This is a genomic window from Psittacicella hinzii (assembly GCF_003585935.1).
GTDB lineage: Bacteria > Pseudomonadota > Gammaproteobacteria > Enterobacterales > Psittacicellaceae > Psittacicella > Psittacicella hinzii.
Genome location: NZ_NRJG01000080.1, coordinates 1 through 20,342, shown reverse-complemented (window position 1 = coordinate 20,342; position 20,342 = coordinate 1). Strand labels below are relative to the sequence as shown.

Annotated in this window: 18 protein-coding genes and 1 tRNA gene; 15 read left to right on the top strand and 4 right to left on the bottom strand. The window is 34.9% G+C overall.

Translation table 11 applies throughout. From position 1 onward, the window contains the following. The first annotated feature begins 27 nt into the window (after window positions 1–27). From accB to CKF58_RS04650, 15 genes are all read left to right on the top strand, one after another. Entirely contained in the window at window positions 28–489 is a 462-nt protein-coding gene (gene accB, locus CKF58_RS04720; protein ID WP_119531486.1) for an acetyl-CoA carboxylase biotin carboxyl carrier protein, read from the top strand. 49 nt (window positions 490–538) lie between these two features. Next, a complete protein-coding gene (accC, locus tag CKF58_RS04715; protein ID WP_119531484.1) occupies window positions 539–1,885 on the top strand; it encodes an acetyl-CoA carboxylase biotin carboxylase subunit in 1,347 nt (448 codons plus the stop codon). Window positions 1,886–2,124: 239 nt separating this feature from the next. Then, window positions 2,125–2,859 carry a ribonuclease PH gene (rph, locus tag CKF58_RS04710; protein ID WP_119531482.1) on the top strand — a complete coding sequence of 245 codons (735 nt, stop codon included), beginning with the start codon at window positions 2,125–2,127 and terminating at the stop codon, window positions 2,857–2,859. 24 nt (window positions 2,860–2,883) lie between these two features. Further along, on the top strand, window positions 2,884–3,825 hold the full coding sequence (glyQ, locus tag CKF58_RS04705) for a glycine--tRNA ligase subunit alpha (RefSeq protein ID WP_119531480.1): 942 nt from the start codon (window positions 2,884–2,886) through the stop codon (window positions 3,823–3,825). A 9-nt stretch (window positions 3,826–3,834) separates the two neighbouring features. Next, entirely contained in the window at window positions 3,835–5,925 is a 2,091-nt protein-coding gene (gene glyS, locus CKF58_RS04700) for a glycine--tRNA ligase subunit beta (protein WP_119531478.1), read from the top strand. Between the two features lie 53 nt (window positions 5,926–5,978). Beyond that, complete coding sequence (metG, locus tag CKF58_RS04695) at window positions 5,979–8,030, top strand: methionine--tRNA ligase (RefSeq protein WP_119531476.1); 2,052 nt, start codon at window positions 5,979–5,981, stop codon at window positions 8,028–8,030. A gap of 115 nt (window positions 8,031–8,145) precedes the next feature. Next, entirely contained in the window at window positions 8,146–9,213 is a 1,068-nt protein-coding gene (mreC, locus tag CKF58_RS04690; RefSeq protein ID WP_119531474.1) for a rod shape-determining protein MreC, read from the top strand. Next, window positions 9,206–9,712, top strand: coding sequence for a rod shape-determining protein MreD (gene mreD, locus CKF58_RS04685; RefSeq protein WP_222987712.1), 507 nt, complete (start codon window positions 9,206–9,208; stop codon window positions 9,710–9,712). The genes mreC and mreD overlap by 8 nt, the downstream gene beginning before the upstream one ends. Window position 9,713: 1 nt before the next feature. Further along, window positions 9,714–11,009 (top strand): glutamate-1-semialdehyde 2,1-aminomutase, encoded by a 1,296-nt coding sequence (gene hemL, locus CKF58_RS04680; protein ID WP_119531471.1) that lies wholly within the window; start codon window positions 9,714–9,716, stop codon window positions 11,007–11,009. Window positions 11,010–11,022: 13 nt separating this feature from the next. After that, the gene (locus CKF58_RS04675) at window positions 11,023–11,379 is read left to right on the top strand and encodes an FtsB family cell division protein (RefSeq protein ID WP_119531469.1); all 357 of its coding nucleotides are present in this window, start codon (window positions 11,023–11,025) and stop codon (window positions 11,377–11,379) included. Between the two features lie 3 nt (window positions 11,380–11,382). Further along, window positions 11,383–12,435 carry an IspD/TarI family cytidylyltransferase gene (locus CKF58_RS04670; RefSeq protein ID WP_119531467.1) on the top strand — a complete coding sequence of 351 codons (1,053 nt, stop codon included), beginning with the start codon at window positions 11,383–11,385 and terminating at the stop codon, window positions 12,433–12,435. A gap of 27 nt (window positions 12,436–12,462) precedes the next feature. Further along, window positions 12,463–12,948, top strand: coding sequence for a 2-C-methyl-D-erythritol 2,4-cyclodiphosphate synthase (gene ispF, locus CKF58_RS04665; protein WP_119531465.1), 486 nt, complete (start codon window positions 12,463–12,465; stop codon window positions 12,946–12,948). 5 nt (window positions 12,949–12,953) lie between these two features. Next, window positions 12,954–13,562, top strand: coding sequence for a YqaA family protein (locus tag CKF58_RS04660; protein WP_222987711.1), 609 nt, complete (start codon window positions 12,954–12,956; stop codon window positions 13,560–13,562). 50 nt (window positions 13,563–13,612) lie between these two features. Continuing rightward, a complete protein-coding gene (locus CKF58_RS04655; RefSeq protein ID WP_222987710.1) occupies window positions 13,613–14,881 on the top strand; it encodes a peptidoglycan DD-metalloendopeptidase family protein in 1,269 nt (422 codons plus the stop codon). Window positions 14,882–14,949: 68 nt separating this feature from the next. Continuing rightward, entirely contained in the window at window positions 14,950–16,275 is a 1,326-nt protein-coding gene (locus CKF58_RS04650; RefSeq protein WP_119531459.1) for an MFS transporter, read from the top strand. A gap of 56 nt (window positions 16,276–16,331) precedes the next feature. Here the strand turns inward: CKF58_RS04650 and CKF58_RS04645 are convergent. From CKF58_RS04645 to dnaK, 4 genes are all read right to left on the bottom strand, one after another. After that, window positions 16,332–16,417, bottom strand: a tRNA-Leu gene (locus CKF58_RS04645). 12 nt (window positions 16,418–16,429) lie between these two features. After that, complete coding sequence (gene secG, locus CKF58_RS04640; protein ID WP_119531457.1) at window positions 16,430–16,822, bottom strand: preprotein translocase subunit SecG; 393 nt, start codon at window positions 16,820–16,822, stop codon at window positions 16,430–16,432. A gap of 169 nt (window positions 16,823–16,991) precedes the next feature. Next, the gene (locus CKF58_RS04635) at window positions 16,992–18,152 is read right to left on the bottom strand and encodes a DnaJ domain-containing protein (RefSeq protein WP_119531455.1); all 1,161 of its coding nucleotides are present in this window, start codon (window positions 18,150–18,152) and stop codon (window positions 16,992–16,994) included. A 91-nt stretch (window positions 18,153–18,243) separates the two neighbouring features. Further along, the gene (dnaK, locus tag CKF58_RS04630) at window positions 18,244–20,136 is read right to left on the bottom strand and encodes a molecular chaperone DnaK (RefSeq protein ID WP_119531453.1); all 1,893 of its coding nucleotides are present in this window, start codon (window positions 20,134–20,136) and stop codon (window positions 18,244–18,246) included. Window positions 20,137–20,342: the final 206 nt, after the last annotated feature.

Below are 20,342 nucleotides of genomic sequence, written 5' to 3'. Positions count from 1 at the left end.
GTACTTTACTTATATATAGGATCCTCAATGAACTTTGATATTAAAAAAATCGAAGCGTTAATTAAAGTATTTGAAGAGTCTTCGTTAACTGAAATTACAATTGTTGAAGATAAAAATTCAATTGTTTTAAATAGACAACAAAATATTCAAGTAACTACAGCAGCTCCTGCTTATGCTCAACCAGTTGCAGCAGCTCCAGCAGCTCCTGCAGCACCTGCTCCTGTTGCAGCTCCAGCAGCAGAACCAGAAATCAAAGGTCACAAAGTATTATCTCCAATGGTAGGTACGTTCTACCGTCGTTCTAGCCCAGATGCAAAACCATTTGTAGAAGTGGGTGACAAAGTTGCAGTAGGTGATACTTTATGTATCGTTGAAGCAATGAAAATGATGAACAAAATTGATTCTGACAAAGCTGGTGTGGTGAAAGCAATTCTTGTTGAAGATGCTAACGTTGTAGAATACGATCAACCACTATTTATCATCGAATAATTTTTAGCACTAATTTGCTAAATTAGTACAGAATAAAAACGAGAGTTTTATGTTAAAAAGAATTCTGATTGCAAATCGTGGAGAGATTGCTTTAAGAGTACAACGTGCGTGCCGTGAATTAGGAATTGAAACGGTTGCTGCTCATAGTACGATTGATAGCTCTTTAATGCACGTAGCACTTGCAGACCAAAGTATTTGTATTGGACCTCCACCATCTGTTAAATCATACTTAAATATTCCTGCTTTAATTTCAGCAGCAGAAGCTACAGGTTGTGATGCTATTCACCCTGGTTATGGCTTTTTAAGTGAGAATGCTGAATTTGCTGAAGCAGTTGAAAGCTCTGGCTTTACATTTATTGGTGCTCCAGCTGATGTTATCCGTATTATGGGTGATAAAGTTGCAGCTATCAATAGTATGAAAGCTGCAGGTGTACCATGTGTACCAGGTTCAGACGGTCCATTAAGCAATGATGTTAAACTAAATAAAGAAATTGCTAAACGCATTGGTTACCCAATTATTATTAAAGCTTCTGGTGGTGGCGGTGGTCGTGGTATGCGCGTTGTACACGACGAAGCTAAACTTGAAGAAGCTATTGCAATGACTAAAGCTGAAGCTAAATCAGCATTCAATAACGACATGGTTTACATGGAGAAATATCTTGTAAACCCACGTCACATTGAAATTCAAGTTTTAGCGGATAACTTTGGTAATGCTGTTTATCTTGCTGAACGTGACTGTTCGATGCAAAGAAGACACCAAAAAGTACTTGAAGAAGCTCCAGCTCCAGGTATTACTCCTGAGCAACGTGAAAAAATCGGTACGGTATGTGCCGAAGCATGTAAACGTATCGGTTATCGTGGTGCAGGTACTTTTGAGTTCTTATATGAAAATGGTGAGTTCTACTTTATTGAGATGAATACACGTATTCAAGTAGAACACCCTGTAACAGAAATGATTACTGGTGTTGACCTAATTCGTGAGCAAATTTTAATTGCTTCAGGTCTACCACTTTCAATTAAGCAAGAAGATATTAAAGTACGTGGTCACGCTATTGAGTGTCGTATCAATGCTGAAAACCCAGAAAACTTTTTACCATCACCTGGTAAAATTACCAATTTCCATGCTCCAGGCGGTTTTGGTGTAAGATGGGATTCTCACATTTACGCTGGTTATTCAGTACCACCTACATACGATTCAATGATCGGTAAATTAATTGCTTACGGAGATACACGTGAAAATGCAATTAGCCGTATGAATCGCGCGCTGCAAGAATTAGTAGTAGAAGGTATCAAAACTAACTTACCTTTACAAATGGATATTGTTAACGATCAAAACTTCCAAAAAGGCGGTACTAATATCCACTACTTAGAGAAAAAATTAGGTTTACAAGACTAATAATTTCATTTAGTTGTAAACATATGTTACGCATGAGAAAAGATGGACGCAAAATTTTTGCGTCCATCTTTTTTGTTTATTTTGCTAGCTTGAATTTGGTGGTATTGGCTGAAAAACTTGCAAACTATGGTAAAATATAAGGTACTTTTTTCAGTAATTTTTATTGCATGTAGTATATAAATTATTTACCCCATGCAATAGTGATTACTTAGTTTTTCACTTGTATATATGAGGGTTTAATGAGTAAGTTACGCCAAGATAATCGTCAAAACCATGAATTTCGCCAAGTAAAAATTACACGTAATTGTAATATTTGGGCCGAAGGTTCGGTATTAATTGAATTCGGACGTACGAAAGTGTTTTGTACTGCTTCGGTAAGTGATAAAGTTCCATCTTTTATTAAAGAACAAAAACTTGAACAAGGATGGGTAACTGCCGAATATAGTATGTTACCTCGCGCTACAGCAACGAGAAACTCTCGTGATGGACGCAAGTGTAGCATTTCAGGTCGTACCATGGAAATTCAAAGATTAATTGGTCGTGCTTTACGTAATGCCGTAGATCTAAGCAAAATGCCAAATTTAGCGATTAATATTGACTGTGATGTTATTCAAGCTGATGGTGGTACAAGAACTACATCGATTAATGGTGCTTGTATTGCTTTATATGATGCTTGTCAATATTTAGTTGAAAAAGGTTTAGTGGCGGAGAATCCTTTTAAAGAATTTATTGCTGCTATTTCAATTGGTATTGATGATAACGAACTTTTATGTGATTTAGATTACGCTGAAGATTCAAATATCGGCGCAGATTGTAATGTTGTAATGACTGAATCACAACAAATTATCGAATTCCAATTAAGTGGTGAAAAACAAAGCTTTGGTAAACAAGCTTTAGATGGTGTTTATGATTTAGGAGTACAAGCTACTCAACAAATCATTGCCCTACAAAAAGAAAGTGTAGGTTTAAAGTAATTTTCTAGTCAGAGACTAAGTTTCATGAGTAATTTTAATACACATTTTGATGTAAAAACTTTCCAAGGTTTAATTCTTGCCTTACAAGAATACTGGGGAAATATGGGCTGTACAATTGTCCAACCACTTGATTTAGAAGTGGGAGCTGGTACATCACACCCTATGACTTGTTTACGAGCTTTAACTCCAGAACCTATTTGCTGTGCTTATGTACAGCCATCACGTCGTCCAACTGATGGACGTTATGGTGAAAACCCAAACCGTTTACAACATTTCTACCAATTCCAAGTAATTTTAAAACCATCTCCAGATAATATTCAAGAGCTATACATCGATTCACTACGTATGTTAGGTTTTGATACTGAGCAAAACGATATTCGTTTTGTTGAAGATAACTGGGAAAACCCTACATTAGGTGCTTGGGGTCTTGGTTGGGAAGTATGGTTAAATGGAATGGAAGTTTCACAATTTACCTATTTCCAACAAGTAGGTGGTCTAGAGTGTAAACCTGTTACAGGTGAGATCACTTACGGTCTTGAACGTCTAGCAATGTATATTCAAGGCGTTGATAACGTTTATGATCTTGTATGGTGTGACGGTCCATTAGGTAAAACTTATTACCGTGACATTTTCTTACAAAACGAAATCGAACAATCAGCGTTTAACTTTGAACAAGCTGACGTAGAGTTTTTACTTTATAGCTTTAACAAGCACGAAGAAGAAGCTAAACGTTTATTAGAATTAGAAAAACCTTTACCACTACCTGCATACGAACGTATCTTAAAAGCAGCGCATTGTTTTAACCTTTTAGATGCTCGTAAAGCTGTATCAGTTACTGAACGTCAAAGATATATTTTACGGATTCGTTCTTTAACTAAAATGGTAGCTGAAGCTTATTATGCTAGTCGTGAAGCTTTAGGTTTCCCAATGTGTAATCGTTTTGAAACTTTAGCAGATAAAAAGTAGTGGTTGAAAATGGAAAGAAATAAACATAGTTTTTTAGTAGAACTAGGTACAGAAGAGTTACCACCAAAAGACCTCAAAACCGTTAGCCAAGAGTTTGCCAACGCTTTAAGTCTAGCTTTACATAAAGCAAATATTGCTTATGATGAGTTAAAACCTTTTGCTACTCCTCGTCGTTTAGGGATTTTAGTTACTGGCTTAAACAGTTCAGCAGCTAATCAATTAATCGAGAAAAAAGGTCCAGCAAAAGCTGCTTGCTTTGATGAAAACGGTGAACTATCTAAAGCTGCTCAAGGTTGGTTAAAAGCTAATAATATTGATTTTGCGCAAGCAAGCTTTGTCGAAACTGATAAAGGTGCATGGTTATACTATGCATATGAGCAACCAGGTGCAAGATCTGCGGAATTATTACCAGCAGCTGTACAAGAAGCTATTGCAGCTATTCCAATTTCTAAAGGTATGCGCTGGGGTAACCACGAATATGTATTTATTCGTCCGGTTCATACTTTTACCATGTTATTAGACGATCAAGTATTACCAGGTCAAGCATTTGGAATTAATTCAGATCGTCGTGTATTAGGTCATCGCTTCTTAGGGCAAAAAGAAATTACTTTAGCTCATGCAGATGATTATGAAACAGATTTATTAAACTTAGGTAAAGTTGTTGCTGACTTTGAAGTGCGTAAAGCACAAATTAAAAGTCAGGTAGAAAAACTTGCTGCAGCTAATAAAGGTTATGTAAACTTAGAAGAAGATTTACTTGATGAAATTACTTCTTTAGTTGAGCATCCAAATGTTTTAATTGCGAATTTTGATCCAGACTTCTTAAAAGTTCCAAAAGAAGCATTAATTCATACCATGGAAGGAGACCAACGTTACTTCCCTCTATTTGCTGATAGTAAATTTACGAGCTTATTACCACACTTTATTTTCGTTTCTAACGTTCAGCCGGAAGATCCAAGTTTAATTATTAGTGGTAACGAAAAAGTTATTCGTCCACGTTTAACTGATGCTAAATTCTTCTACGAGCAAGACTTAAAAACTCCATTAGAGAATTTAATTCCGCGTTTAAAAACGATTGTATTCCAACACAAATTAGGTACGGTTTACGATAAAGTTGAACGTTTAGAGCAAATTTCAGCATACTTAGCTGACAAAATCCAAGTAAATAAAGAATATGCTGTTCGAGCTGCTCACCTAGCTAAATGTGACTTAATGACGAATATGGTGTTCGAATTTACAGATACCCAAGGAATTATGGGTATGTATTATGCACAAGCTGGTGGTGAAGCGGCTGAAGTTGCAACTGCATTGGCAGAACAATATTTACCACGTTTCTCTGGTGATAGTTTACCAACGACGCAAACCGGTGCTATTCTTTCTTTAGCTGATAAATTAGATACTTTAGTTGGTATTTTTGGTATTAATCAACCACCTAAAGGGGCTAAAGACCCATTTGCTTTACGTCGTGCTGCAATCGCCATTTTACGTATTCTAACTGAAGGTAAATACAACTTAAACTTAGAAGAAGTATTAGCACAAGTTATTCAAATTTACGGTGATAAATTAGAAGTTGCACCAGAGCAACTAAAAGCAGATATTTTAGATTTCATTAAAGGTCGTGTAAGATCTTTATATGAAGAACAAGGCTTTAGCGTTGATGAAATTCAAGCAGTACAAAATCTAAATATCAACAATCCATACGACTTCTTCTTACGTTTAAAAGCGGTTAAAGATTTTAAAGCGAATCTTGCTTGTGAAGATTTAGTTGCTGCAAATAAACGTGTGAATAACTTCTTAGCTAAATCAGAGTTTGCTAATGAAGGTAAGGTTGATCCGAGCTTATTTGAAACTGCAGAAGAAACTAATCTGTACCAAGATCTTCTAGTACTTGAACAAAGATGTTTACCTTTATATCGTGAACAAAATTACTTTACGTTATTAGGTGAATTAGCAAGTATTCGTGATGAAATAAATGCGTTTTTTGATAACGTAGTAGTAAATGCTGAAAATACCCAAGTGAAAGCTAATCGTTACGCTTTACTTTATAAATTACATTTATTATTTACGTTAGTAGCTGATATTTCAGCGTTAAATTATTAATTTTCTTTTCAGGACTAAGCATTTAGTCCTGAAAACATTATTTTGGGGAAACCATGCATAAAAAGACATTGGTTACGGTAGCTCTTCCTTATGCAAATAACGATTTGCATTTAGGGCACATGCTTGAATATACACAAGTTGATATTTGGGTGCGTTATTTACGCCTAATTGGTAAAGATGTGGCATTTATTGGTGGAGCTGATGCTCATGGTACGCCAATTATGCTACGTTCACGTCTTTTAGGGATTACACCACAAGAATTAGTTAATAATTTCCATGGTGTATATGTAGATCTATTTAAATCATACGCTATTAGCTTTGATAATTTTAGTTCTACAGAAGTACCTACACACTATGAAAATGTGCAACAAGCATATGAACTATTAGAAAAAAATGGTTGCATTGTTGAACGTGAAATTGAACAATTCTACGATACTGTAGAAAATATGTTCTTACCGGATCGTTACATTAAAGGCGAATGTCCAAAATGTCACGCTCCAGATCAATATGGTGATAACTGTGAAGTTTGTTCATCAATTTATAATCCTACAGATTTAGTTAAACCTTATTCTGTATTATCACGTACTACTCCAGAGTTACGTAAATCAAGCCACAAGTTCTTAAATTTACCAAAATTTGAAGCAGCATTACAAGATTGGTTACAACAAGGTAATTTACAACCTGAAGTAGCTAATAAAATGAAAGAGTGGTTTACGCAAGGTTTACAAGAATGGGACATTTCTCGTGATGCACCATATTTTGGTATTCCAATTCCTAATGAAAAAGATAAGTACTTCTATGTGTGGTTAGATGCTCCTATTGGCTACTTATCATTTTTCAAAGAATACTGCTTAGAGCACAAACTTGATTATGATCATTTAGTAAGTGCAAATAATGATGATATGGAAATGTACCACTTTATTGGTAAAGATATTCTTTATTTCCACTCATTATTCTGGCCTGCGGTATTAATGGGCATGAATTACAAATTACCTACTAATATTTTTGCTCATGGTTATGTAACAGTAAATGGCGTGAAAATGTCAAAATCTCGCGGTACATTTATTAAAGCAAAAACTTGGTTAAAACACGTTAACCCTGATGCTTTACGTTACTACTTTGCAGCTAAATTAAATCCAACTATTGCTGATGTGGATTTAAATTTAGAGGACTTTGTAACACGCATTAATGCTGATATTGTTAATAAGTATGTAAATATTGCCGCACGTTGTGCTTCGTTTTTACAAAAACAATTTAATAACCGTTTAGCAATTGATTTAGATGCTCCATTAGAGTATCAAGAATTTACTACTAAATTCGAATCAATTAATGAAGCTTTTGCGACCTTAAACTTCTCGAAAGCAATTCGTGAAATTTCATTCTTAGCTGATGAAGCTAACAGATATTTCACCGATCGTGCACCATGGGTAATTGCTAAAGATCCTAGTCGTACTAAAGAATTACATCGTGTATGTACGCAAACAATTGCTTACTTTAGAGCGATTATGACTTTATTAAAACCTGTAGTGCCGCAAATTGTTGCTAAAGCTGAAGAATTCTTAGGTGAAACTTTAACTTGGAATAGCTTAAACGAACTACCATTTGGACGTCAAATTAATAATTTCACGCCAATTTTCTCACGATTAGAAAATGAAGCTATTGAAAAAATGGTAGAAGAATCTCGTGAAGAAGCTGCTGCTGAAAAAGCTCTAAACGATAAATTACAACAAGAATACGATGCTAAACATAATTCACAAGCAGCTAAAGTAGAACAAACTGACTACATTAGCTTTGATGACTTTGCAAAAGTGGATTTACGTTTAGGTGTAGTATTAGCTTGTAACGAAGTTAAAGGTGCTGATAAATTACTACAATTTACCGTTGATTTAGGTAATGGTGATGTACGTAATATTTTCTCAGGTATTCGTGCATACTACAAAGATCCTGAACAATTAGTGGGAACTAATGTTGTAGTTGTAGCTAATTTAGCTCCAAGAAAAATGCGTTTTGGTGTATCGGAAGGTATGATCCTTTCGGCTGAAACTGCTGAAGGTTTAAGCGTAATTACAACCAATGGTAAGAAAACTCCAGGTAAAGTAGCTTAACATCATATAAGAAATAAGCCACTAAATAAAATTTAGTGGTTTATTTCTATTTGCTTTAAAGGATTGTCTAGTGGACAGCGCTATATTTTATCGACCGCGACATTTATGGCGAGCTATGATTTGCATGTTGATCGCGGTTACTTTGTTTGTTCTTTCGGTTACTAAACAAATTGAACCTATGCGTACGGCTTTAGATAATGCAACCAATCGCATATTCATTTTTAACTATGGAACAAAGCAAATAGTAAATCATATTACTCCTAACTTTAAAGACGTAGGTTCATTGACTACGGCTTATGAAGATTTACAAAAACAAGTAACAGAATTAAAATTTCAACTTGAAAACGTAAAAGTTTTACAAGCAGAAAATGCTGAATTAAAAGCTTTATTACGTATCCCGGATTCATTAGTTGCTAAGACCCAAATTGTAAACATCATTAATACAGAGCAAGGTGCCAAAAACAATCTAATTTTTATTGATAAAGGGGCACATGATGGTTTATTTTATGGGCAAAATATTTTTGATGCTTATGGCTTAATTGGACAAATAGTCTCTATTTCAGATAACCAAAGCCGTGTTTTATTAATTACAGATGTAAACTCATATGTGCCTGTATTTAATATCAGCAATCAAGAGCAATATTTAGTACATGGTACTAACTCAATTGATTTATCACTAGATTATATTTCAAGTAAATCAACAGTAAAACCTGGAGATGTACTTTATACTAGTGGTTTAGCTAAACGCTATATTAAAAACTATGCTGTAGCCGTTGTTACTGAAGTTACTCGTGATAGTCATGGTAATGTTATTTCGGCTAAAGCTCGACCTGTAGCTCACTTAAATAGTCTACGCTATATGGTAGCGGTATGGCCATATTGTAATATTATGCCAACTTATACAGCGAGCCAAAATTTAGTATTTAATCGTAATTACACTAAAAACCTTATTGGTAATAAACTAGAGCAACGTACTACTAATAAAAATAATTATTTAACTTACACTTATCAAGGTGTTGATCCTGATAGTTTATCAGTAGGTGTGTTGTTAAATAAATCACAAGTTATTACTCCTTTAGTGGACTTAGATTATGGACGTAATGTAAACCTTGAAACGCAAAACTGTTACGTTATTAATCCACAAGGCAGTTTACAATTAGTAAATGAGGAGAATAATGAGTAAGATTTTTGCAAGTATTGTTGTTTATTTAACCTTCTTGATTGGTTTTATTATTACGACTATTCCTTGGGACGCTAAGTTTGTATTTTTACGTCCGTATTGGATTTTAGCTTTACTCTTAGTATGGACAGTAAAAGATCCACGCCGTGTGGGTTATATTACGGCTTTAGTGCTCGGGGTATTGGCTGATAGTATTTCAGGTTCACAATTAGGAGAACACGCGATTGCGTTTTTAATTGTAACCTTTCTTAATCGTCGCTTTATTCCACTGTATAACAGTATTGGCTATCTGTTCCAGTTTATATGTGTAATTCTTTTTACCTTTGTGTATTCAATAATTATTTTTGTCTTAGAATTATTTTCATATAACTTTATTAAATTTGATTTAGAGTTCTTTATCCCCATTCTTACCACCGCCTTGTTCTGGGCTTGGTTAATGACGGCTGTTAGTTTTATGCAAGGATGGCTACACCGTAAGTTTAGAATAAAAATAGGTAAATAAAATGACTAAAGTAAACACCTCACTATTTACAGAAAGTAAAAACTATATTCCCGGAGGGGTAAATAGTCCTGTACGTGCGTTTACAGGTGTAAATGGTGATCCACTTTTTATCTCTAAAGCAGACAAGGCTTATTTATATGATGCTGATGGTAAACGTTATGTGGATTTTGTAGGTTCATGGGGACCTGCTATCTTAGGTCATAATCATTCTGAAGTAGCTCAAGCCGTAAAACAAGCTGTTGACAATGGTTTAAGTTTTGGCGCGCCAACGGCAATTGAATTAGAAATGGCTGCATATTTATGTCAGGAAATTCCTAATTTAGAAATGGTGCGTATGGTGTCATCTGGTACTGAAGCAACCATGAGCGCGATTCGTTTAGCACGTGGTTATACAGGTCGCGACAAAATCATTAAGTTTGCTGGTTGTTATCACGGACATAGTGATTCACTATTAGTTAATGCTGGTTCTGGTGCTTTAACCCAAGGTACACCATCGTCGGCCGGAGTAACAAAAGGTGCAGCGCAAGATACCTTAGTTGCTACTTATAATGACTTAGCAAGTGTGGAGCAATTATTTGTTAATAATCCAGAACAAATTGCCTGCGTAATTGTTGAACCTGTAGCCGGTAATATGAACTGCGTTCCTCCGGTAGAGGGCTTTTTAACAGGTCTACGTGCTTTATGTGATAAATATGGTGCGGTTTTAATCTTTGATGAGGTGATGACTGGTTTCCGTGTTGCTTTTAAAGGTAGCCAAGAAGTTTTCAACGTAAATGCTGATTTAATTACACTTGGTAAAATTATCGGTGGCGGCATGCCGGTAGGAGCTTTTGGTGGTAAAAAAGAGATTATGCAGCATATAGCTCCTTTAGGTCCAGTTTATCAAGCTGGTACTTTATCTGGTAATCCTATATCTATGACTGCAGGCTTAACCACTTTAAAATTGCTGAATAAAGCCGAAAATTATCAACAATTAACGCAAAGTGTTGATTATTTAACGCAAGGATTAGTATCTTTAGCACAAAAATATGATTTACCATTTACGGTAAATAAAGTTGGTGGTATGTTTGGTATCTTTTTTAGTCAACAACCAGTAACTAATTTAGAAACAGCACAACAAGCTGACATCAATCTGTTTAAAAAATTCCACGCGCTAATGTTAGAACAAGGTGTGTATTTAGCACCATCAGCGTTTGAAGCTAGTTTTATGTCTTTAGCACATACCACAGCGGATCTAGACTTTGTGTTAGCTGCTGCTGAACAGGCATTTATTACTCTAAGTAAAGAAGATAAATAGTTAAGAGGCAACCATGGGTGTACGTTTTTTTAATTTACTCTTATTAATGGTAATTGGGTATTTGATTTATGGGATTATTGCCGGTCGCAATGGTTACATTTACTACACTGATATGAAAGAAAAAGTAAGTGCACAGGCAAAGATTAATCAACAATTATCATTAGATAATGCATATTTACAACAACGTGTTGAGGCTTTAAAGGCACAGGATCTTGTTGTTTACGAATCATTTATTCGTCGCGAATTAAATTACGTACGCCCTGATGAAATCTTTTTCCGGATTATTGATAATCGAGTAATGCCAACTTACTACAGTAAGGAAGCTGAAAACAAATATAATCCTCAAGCTCCAACAACGAATAAACGATAGTTTATGGCTAAGAAATATTTAGCTTTAATCTGTGCTGCCGGTGTAGGAACGCGCATGCAAAGCCAAGTTCCTAAGCAGTATTTATCTCTTACTTATGAAAACAAGCAGCAGCCAATACTAGGCATTACAATCCAAAAATTCTTAGCCGTAGAGGATATAGATTCAGTTTTAGTAGCTTTAAATGAAAATGATAGCTATGCTAGTCAACTTTTACCGGCATGGTTTGATTCATTTACAGCTTATAACCTTAAAGGAAAACTATATCTATATTCTCAAACTAATAGCCAAGTCAAAGCTTGTCTGGGCTACGGAGAAAGAATTCATACGGTTTATAGTTTGCTAGCTAATGCCATGCAATTATGCCTAGAGCAAGATTATGATCCTGCGCAGACTTATGTTTTAATCCATGACGCTGCTCGCGTGGGGATTAAATCTAGTGATATTCAAAGTATTATTCATGCATGCTCGACTTTAGATCAAATAGATCACTTAGAGCAACTAAAGGTAACTGAACAATCCTTTGTACCAGAAGATCCAAAAATTGATGAGAAAGATAGAGCTTGTCCAAGTTTTTTAGCTGGTATTTTACCTGGAATGAGATGTACTGATTCAGTAAAACTACTACAAGCTGATAATCAAAATTTAATAACTGATAATCTTGATCGTAAACAAATTTATTTAGCTCAAACTCCGCAAACTTTTAATCTTCTTTACTTTTATTACCTTTTAAGTAAATTACTCATGCATCTAGATGAACCATCACTAGAGAGCAAGACATATTTTAGTTCTTATTCATACTTTTTGACATATTGTGAGCAGTTACAACTTCTCGAAAAAAGTAAAATTGCCGAACTTAAGTTCGTGTATAATAACAAAATAAAATCTAAAAGCTTGGACGAAATCTTGCAAATTTTAACTGATGACGTTTCTGTATTAACGCTCTTAGGTGATCAAGTTATAGTACATGAAATGGGTAAGCATAATTTAAAAGTTACTTTACCTGAAGATTTAGCCTTAGCGCAGTATTATCTGACTCAAGAAGCTCAATTGGATTAAGTAATATTTTGTTATAAGGAATAATCGATGTTTAGAATTGGACACGGTTTCGACGTACATGCTTTTGATGTAACTACTCCTGGACCTATACATATGGGGGGAGTTGAAATTGATTACGAATATAACTTTTTAGCTCATAGTGATGGAGATGTTCTTTTACATGCTATTTGTGATGCTCTCTTAGGAGCACTTGCATTAGGTGATATAGGTAAACACTTTCCAGACACTGCTGCCGAATTTAGTAAAATAGACAGTCGCATTTTATTAGCTCGTACCTATGATCTTATAAAAGCTAAAGGTTATAAACTAGTTAATCTTGATGCTACGATCATTGCGCAAGCTCCTAAATTTGCGCCACATATTGATCGCATGCGTGCAGAAATTGCTCGTATTTTAGAAACACAAATTGATAATGTTTCAGTGAAAGCAACTACTAGTGAAAAATTAGGCTTTACAGGTCGTAAAGAAGGTATTGCAGTAGAAGCTGTTTGTTTACTTTCACAGGTTAGCTAATGGGCATGATTAAAAAACTTTATGACCGCACTATGTATTATGCAGGTCATAAGAATGCAAATACATTTTTATGTATTTATAGCTTTTTAGAAGCAATTATACTCCCTATTCCTATAGATGTCCTTGTTGGACCAATAGCCATGCAAAAACCTAAACAAGCGTTTAGGTTGGCTTTTTATGCTGCATTTTTCTCATTACTAGGCGGCTGTGTAGGCTATGCCCTAGGTATGTTCTTTGAAGACGTTGCAGCGCATATTTTTGCTTTAATCACAAATGAACCGGTAACTGCACAAACGATTCACGAAAGTGCAACCTTTGCTAAAATCGAAGAATTTTTAGATAAACACGGAATTCTCTCGATTATTTTGGTTGGTTTCACACCTTTACCGTTCAAAATATTTACCATTGTCTTTGGTTTTTTCCACTATAACTTTTTAGTATTTATTGGCTTAAGTTTTATTTCACGCTTAGTAAGATTTTTAATTGTTACCTATTTATTTGCCTACTTTGGACAAAAATATCGTCAACAAATTGAAAATATTATTAATAAGTCAGGCTGGATAATACTAATCGTTGCCATAGTAGGCTTTTTACTTTACTACACCTTAAAGTAACAACATAAAAGGAATTAAGCTCCATGCGCTTTAAAGCACGAAATTTAACCATGGCTACTGCTCTTGTAGCTTTATTAACATCATGTACAGCACCTTCGAATAATGCGCCAATTTATAATATTGACGGCTCGGCTAGTAGTGCTAGTAGTGTAAATACAAGTTCAAGTTCGGTTAATACTTCAACTGCAAGTAATGCCAATATTAATCCAACTTTTAGTATTACACCTGCTGAAGATGATAGTTCTGCAAATACTTCTTATAGTTCTACGAGTGTAAGCACAAGTAGTGTTCAAGCTAAAGCACCTGTTAGTGCTCCAACTACGCAAGTAAGTTCTGAAAATTTAGCTTCTTGTGAATTAACGCAACCGTTTAGAATTCCTCGTGGTGCAGATAATAAACCTATTTACAGCCAAATTGTAAAAGGTTCATATAAAGCTAAAAACTACACAGTACAACAAGGTGATACATTATTCCTTTTAGGTTACCTTTCAGGTACTTCAGCAGAAGCAGTAGCTAAAGCTAATGGCTTAGATAAAAGTTCTATATTAACTCCTGGTACAGTATTAGTGGTTAATCCAAATTCATGTCAAGGATCAACAAGCCATACTCCAGCAGCAGCTACAACTACACCAGTAGCACCAGCTCCTGTAACTTCTGCGCAAACAACAGCTACTCAAACTGCAAATCAAGTTTCTATACAAGTAGCAACTCAAGCAAATACAGCTAAAGAAGAAGCTGCAAAAGTTGCTGATAAAGCTTCAACTGAAGCGAGCAATGTAGCTAATAAAACAGTAAATCCAGTACCAACTCCAGTAAATACTGCTACTGAAACAGCTAGTCAAGCAGCAAGTACCGCTGGTACAGTTGCTGCTCAAACAACTAATCGTGATAACGTTGTTACACAACAAAAAGATAAAGTTGTTAATGTCCAAGGTCAAGCTACTGGTTCTTCTGCTTTAATGTGGCCTAGTTCTGGTAAAGTTATTCAATCATATTCAGATTCAAATGGTTCAGACCATGCCCTACATTTATCAGGCACCATTGGTGACAAAATTGTAGCTTCACAAGATGGTCTAGTAATTTACTCTGGTGTATTCAATAACTACGGTAATACAGTAATTATTTCACACAATAATGGTTTATTAACTTTATACGCATGTAACTCTAAAAACATGGTACAAAGTAACCAAAATGTGAAAAAAGGTGAAACTATTGCTCTTGTAGGTAATACTTGTGCAAGTGGTAAAACACTACTTTATTATCAAGTACGTATGAATGGTAAGCCGGTTGATCCAGCAAAATACTTAGCTAAACGTTAATTACAAAAAAGAGATAACTGGTTACCAGTTATCTCTTTCAATTTATTTAAAACATTTTCTTTTTTCATATGAATAAGCTTATTTCATCATACTTTTGGTATACGGCTATAGGGTTATGTTTAGTAACGCTTATAAGCCGAGCTCCATTCACCTCTACAAGTGCGATTATCAATAATATTGCCGTTGATTACAGTCTAAATTCAACTCAGCAAGGTTTGATTTTAAGTTTACCGACCTTTGTGATGGCTTTATGCTCATTATTTGTAGCAAAGCTTGATAATAAAATAGGTTTCGTTTTAGCCATTTTCTACGCTGTGGCTTTAATTATTATAGGTATTGCTATCCGTGATTTTCTAAGTATCTTAAGTCAAAATGCAGGTATTTATATAATCTATAGCGGAACAATTATCCTTTCGATTGGGATAACGATTTTAAGTGTTCTCTATCCGAGTTTTATTAATGGTTTTTTCAAACAACAATTAGGGGTTATGAATGCCATTAATGGAGCTAATTTATCAATATCTTCTCTGCTTGGTACATTTAGTTCATTATGGTTAATTAACCATGGTTATACTTGGAGAGATGTTGGATTACTTTGGATAATTATTTCGAGTTTAATTTTACTCTACTATATCCCGATTATATTCTTTACGCGCGAGCAAATGCAGCAAATTCGTTTTGCTACGCAAAGTCAACAATCAACTTTAAAACAAGATAGTAAGCAACAGCTTGAGCCTAGCACACAAAAGCAACAAAATAATATCCAACAAGATAACAAGCCAAGCGAGCAAATTGCTCTAAATAGCAAAAAATCCACTTCAATGTGGAAACAATGGGCTGCTTGGTGTATTGCTATAGCTTTTGGTTTAGAAAGCGCTAATTTCTATTTTGGTATTAGTTGGTATCGCAATTATGCCGGTGAAAGCTTATCTGACGCACAAATGGCAGTATTAGTAAATATATTCCAGTTCTTTGCTATTATTTCGTCATTAATAGCTCCTATTGCTTGTACTAAATATGTTAAATACTTAGGAGCTATACTATTGTGGTCTGCTATTGCGTTTGTGGCATCAACCTTAGGCTTAATTATTTTCTATAATTACTACGTAATTTTACTTTGGCTCTTTGTGCTATTTGGTATTACTTCAGGGGTATTATTAGCCGTATTACTGTTATTATTATCGTTAAAGACTACCAGATCACAAGATACCTCACGTTTATCTTCTATGGTAAATTGTGTTGGATTTATCTTAACTGCGATTTTCCTATTTGGGTTTGGTTGGTTATACGATCTAACAGGTAAGTTCGACGCTGGAATTTATATTATGATTGCTTATAATATTTTTATTCCGCTTCTTTGCTACTTAGCAAATAAACTACCAATTAAATCTTAGACATAAGTAAAAGCACCTTTGTATTTACAAAGGTGCTTTTAAATTATAATAAAAAATGGTGCAGATAGTGAGACTTGAACTCACACGCACGATGTGCACTACCCCCTCAAGATAGCGTGTCTACCAATTCCACCATACCTGCAAGATAAATTATCTATTTTTTATCATCAGTTGGTACACTTGGTTCACTTGGAACTGTTGGTGTAGTAGGATTATCCGTTGGTAAAGTCGGAGTCGCTGGTGTTGTCGCAGGCTGAGTTTGCGCTGGAGTTTCACCAATACGTTTTAATAAATCATCACCACTACCCGCAGGTGTACGATGTACGTTAATGTTAGCAATAACTAACGCACCGATCATAAAAATAGTAGCAAAAATTGCTGTTAAACGACTTAAGAATGTCGCTGAACCTGATGAACCGAATACTGTGTTTGATGCGCCAGAGCCGCCTAAAGCACCTGCATCTGCGCCTTTCCCTTGTTGCAACATGATTAATGTGATTAAAAATACAGCAACAAGCACGTAAATAATTAATAAAAGAATGTACATTTTAATACGAGTCTATCGTTCGCTATACCATTAAACATGCTATAACAAATATTTAAGAAAAATTTCAATACTTGGTTATTATACTCAATTTAAAAAATAAATGCAAGCTATTAATAGAAAAAATCTACTTTAACTTGCATTTAAGGATTATTTAAAAATTGAGCGTATTTTATTTTTTAATTTTTTCCAGAAGGCTTTTAAGATAGTCCTTAATATTTTTAAATTGCTTATCAACACCGTTACGATTTTTATCGCGTGGGTTTGAATTAGCAAATTGTTTTTCTGGATTAATAGTATCTTTTAATTTTTGTAGTAATTCTTTTTGCTCTTTAGTTAAGTTAGTTAAAGTAGGAATATTGAAGATAACATTTAGATCAGTACGTCTGTTATCAATGTACGTACCTTTACCTTTAAGTACTACATTATCTCCATATTGTACTCCAGCCTTAACCGTAACTGTTTCTGTACCATCTAAAGTAGGCACAGAAATCTCACCACCTAAAGCAGCTGTAAATGGATCAATAGGATAGATTAAAACTAGGTTGCCATAATCGTCCATTTTGAAAATAGAATGTTCAGCTACTTCAACTTGCACGATTAAGTTACCTGGGATAGTTCCAGCACCAGCTTCATTACCTAAGCCTCTAAAGCGTAAGCGTGAATTTGGTTGTAAGTGTTTAAATTCGTATTCAAACTCTTCTTTAACAGAAACTGTTGCATGCCCTTTACATTTTTTACACGGATTTTTAATGATTTTACCGCGACCGTGACAACGTCCACAAGTTTGAGAGAAAATGAATTGTCTAATCTCACCAGAACCATGACATTGCGGACAGGTTGTTAAATCATTTTCGTTTTCAGTACCTTTACCGTGACAATCTGGACAATCTTTTTGACGGTTGTAAGTAATTTTTACTTTCTTACCGAAAAATAGATCTTCAAGAGTTAAGGTAACAATGATAGGAATATCAGATCCACGAACTTGTTGAGTTGACTGGCGTGAGTTACCACCAGTGGCTTGGTTGAACATATTGAAAATATCTTCAAAACCACCAAAGCCGCCAAAGCCACCGCCAAAGCCGCCCCCACCAAATCCTTGACCGTTTGAATTAACGTAAGCGTCATGACCTAAACGATCATAGGTAGCACGTTTATCAGCGTCACTTAATACTTCATAAGCTAAGTTAATCTCTTTGAACTTATCTTGTGCTTCAGGATCTGGGTTTTTATCTGGGTGATATTTTAGAGAAAGTTTACGGTAAGCACGTTTGATTTCTTTTTCATCAGCGTTTTCACTTACCCCAAGAATCTCATAATAAGTTTGTGCCATAAAAACAGATGATTTAATTGTTAATTAATGCAATGAAAGCCCACGCTTAAACATGGGCTTTCGAACTTATGTAAAGATAGATTAATTAAGATTATTTATCTTTATTTACATCAACATCAACGAAACCATCGTCGTTACTGTTGTTGCTATTACCAGCTTTTTGTGCAGCTTCATTTAATAGTTTAAAGCCTTTTTCTAGACGTTCGATAGCTGTTTCGATAGCTTTACGATCATCACCTTTAACTGCTTTTTCTACTTCTTCAAGTGCACCTTCAACTTCAGCTTTGTCAGAAGATGATAATAAGTGACCGTCTTTTTCTAATAATTTACGAGTTTGTGAAGCAATTTGGTCACCTAAGTTTTTACTTGCACTTAGTTGTTTAAATTCTTCGTCACGCTCTTTATTAGCTTCAGCATCACGTTTCATTCTTTCGATTTCTTCTTGACTTAAACCTGAATCTGATTTAATAGTGATGTTTTGTTCTTTACCTGTATCTTTATCTTTAGCAGATACTTTGATAATACCGTTAGCATCGATATCGAAAGTAACTTCGATTTGTGGTACACCACGAGGAGCTGGACGAATACCTTCTAATACGAATTTACCTAATAGTTTATTGTCTGTAGCACGTGGACGTTCACCTTGGTACACTTCGATTTGTACAGCAGGTTGGTTGTCTTCTGCAGTTGAATAAACTTGTGATTTTTTATTAGGGATTAGAGTGTTTTTCTCAATTAACACTGACATTACATCGTTCATAGTTGCAATACCTAGTGATAATGGAGTTACGTCTAATAATAGAAGATCTTTAACGTTTTCGTTTTTGCTTAATACAGCACCTTGTACGGCTGCACCTAAAGCTACAGCTTCATCTGGGTTGATATCTTTACGAGGATCTTTACCAAAGAAGTCTTTAACCATTTGTTGTACTAATGGCATACGTGTTTGACCACCTACTAATAGTACATCGTGGATTTCATCTTTTGATAAACCAGAATCAGCGATTGCTTGTTTAACAGGTTCGAAAGTTGATTTTACTAAATCTTCAACTAAAGCTTCTAATTTAGCACGAGTTAAAGTTGTTACTAAGTGAACAGGAGTTTGAGTAGTCATGTCCATAGTAATGAACGGTAGATTGATGTCTGTTGAATTAGTTGATGATAATTCAATTTTCGCTTTTTCTGCCGCTTCTTTAACACGTTGCATAGCTACTGGATCTTTACCTAGATCCATGCCAGCGTTATCTTTTTTGAATTGATCTAAGATGTAGTTGATAACTAAGTTATCGAAGTCCTCACCACCTAAGTGAGTGTTACCGTTTGTAGCTAATACTTCGATAGTTTTGTTACCATCCGTATTATCAATTTCGATTACAGATACGTCGAAAGTACCACCACCTAAGTCATATACTAAAACGTTAGATGTACCTTCACCTTTATCCATACCGAACGCCATAGCAGCTGCTGTAGGTTCGTTGATAATACGTTGAACATTTAAACCTGCGATTTCACCAGCGTCTTTAGTTGCTTTACGTTGAGCATCGTTAAAGTATGCTGGTACAGTGATTACTGCGTCAGTAACTTTTTCACCTAAGTAGCTTTCAGCAGCTTCTTTCATTTTTTTCAGAACTTCTGCTGAAACTTGTTGAGGTGCTTTTTTCTGATCTAATGGTTTAACCCATGCATCGCCATTGTCTGCGCGAATGATTTCGAAAGGCATGATTTTAATATCTTTTTGCACTTCTGCATCTTCAAAACGACGACCGATTAAACGTTTAATACCGAATAGAGTATTTTTAGGGTTAGTTACCGCTTGACGTTTAGCTGATTGACCAACTAAAACTTCACCATTTTTAGTGTAACCAACGATAGATGGAGTTGTACGGTGACCTTCAGTATTTTCAATAACTTTTAAGTTACTACCATCCATGATAGCAACACATGAGTTAGTTGTACCTAAGTCAATACCAATAATTTTACCCATATGATAATTTCCTTTTTTTTTGTTTTATTTTGTTTTGATTTGTTTTTTCACACTCAAATTATAGCGCTAGATAAAATTTTTTCAAGTACTTTTTTATGACTTGGGCTAATTTTTCGTAATAAATTATTGAAATGGCAGTAAAAACTAATATTTGCAATTTAATAATTTATCATTAGCTACAATTTTTTATTAGCACTGTAACGAGT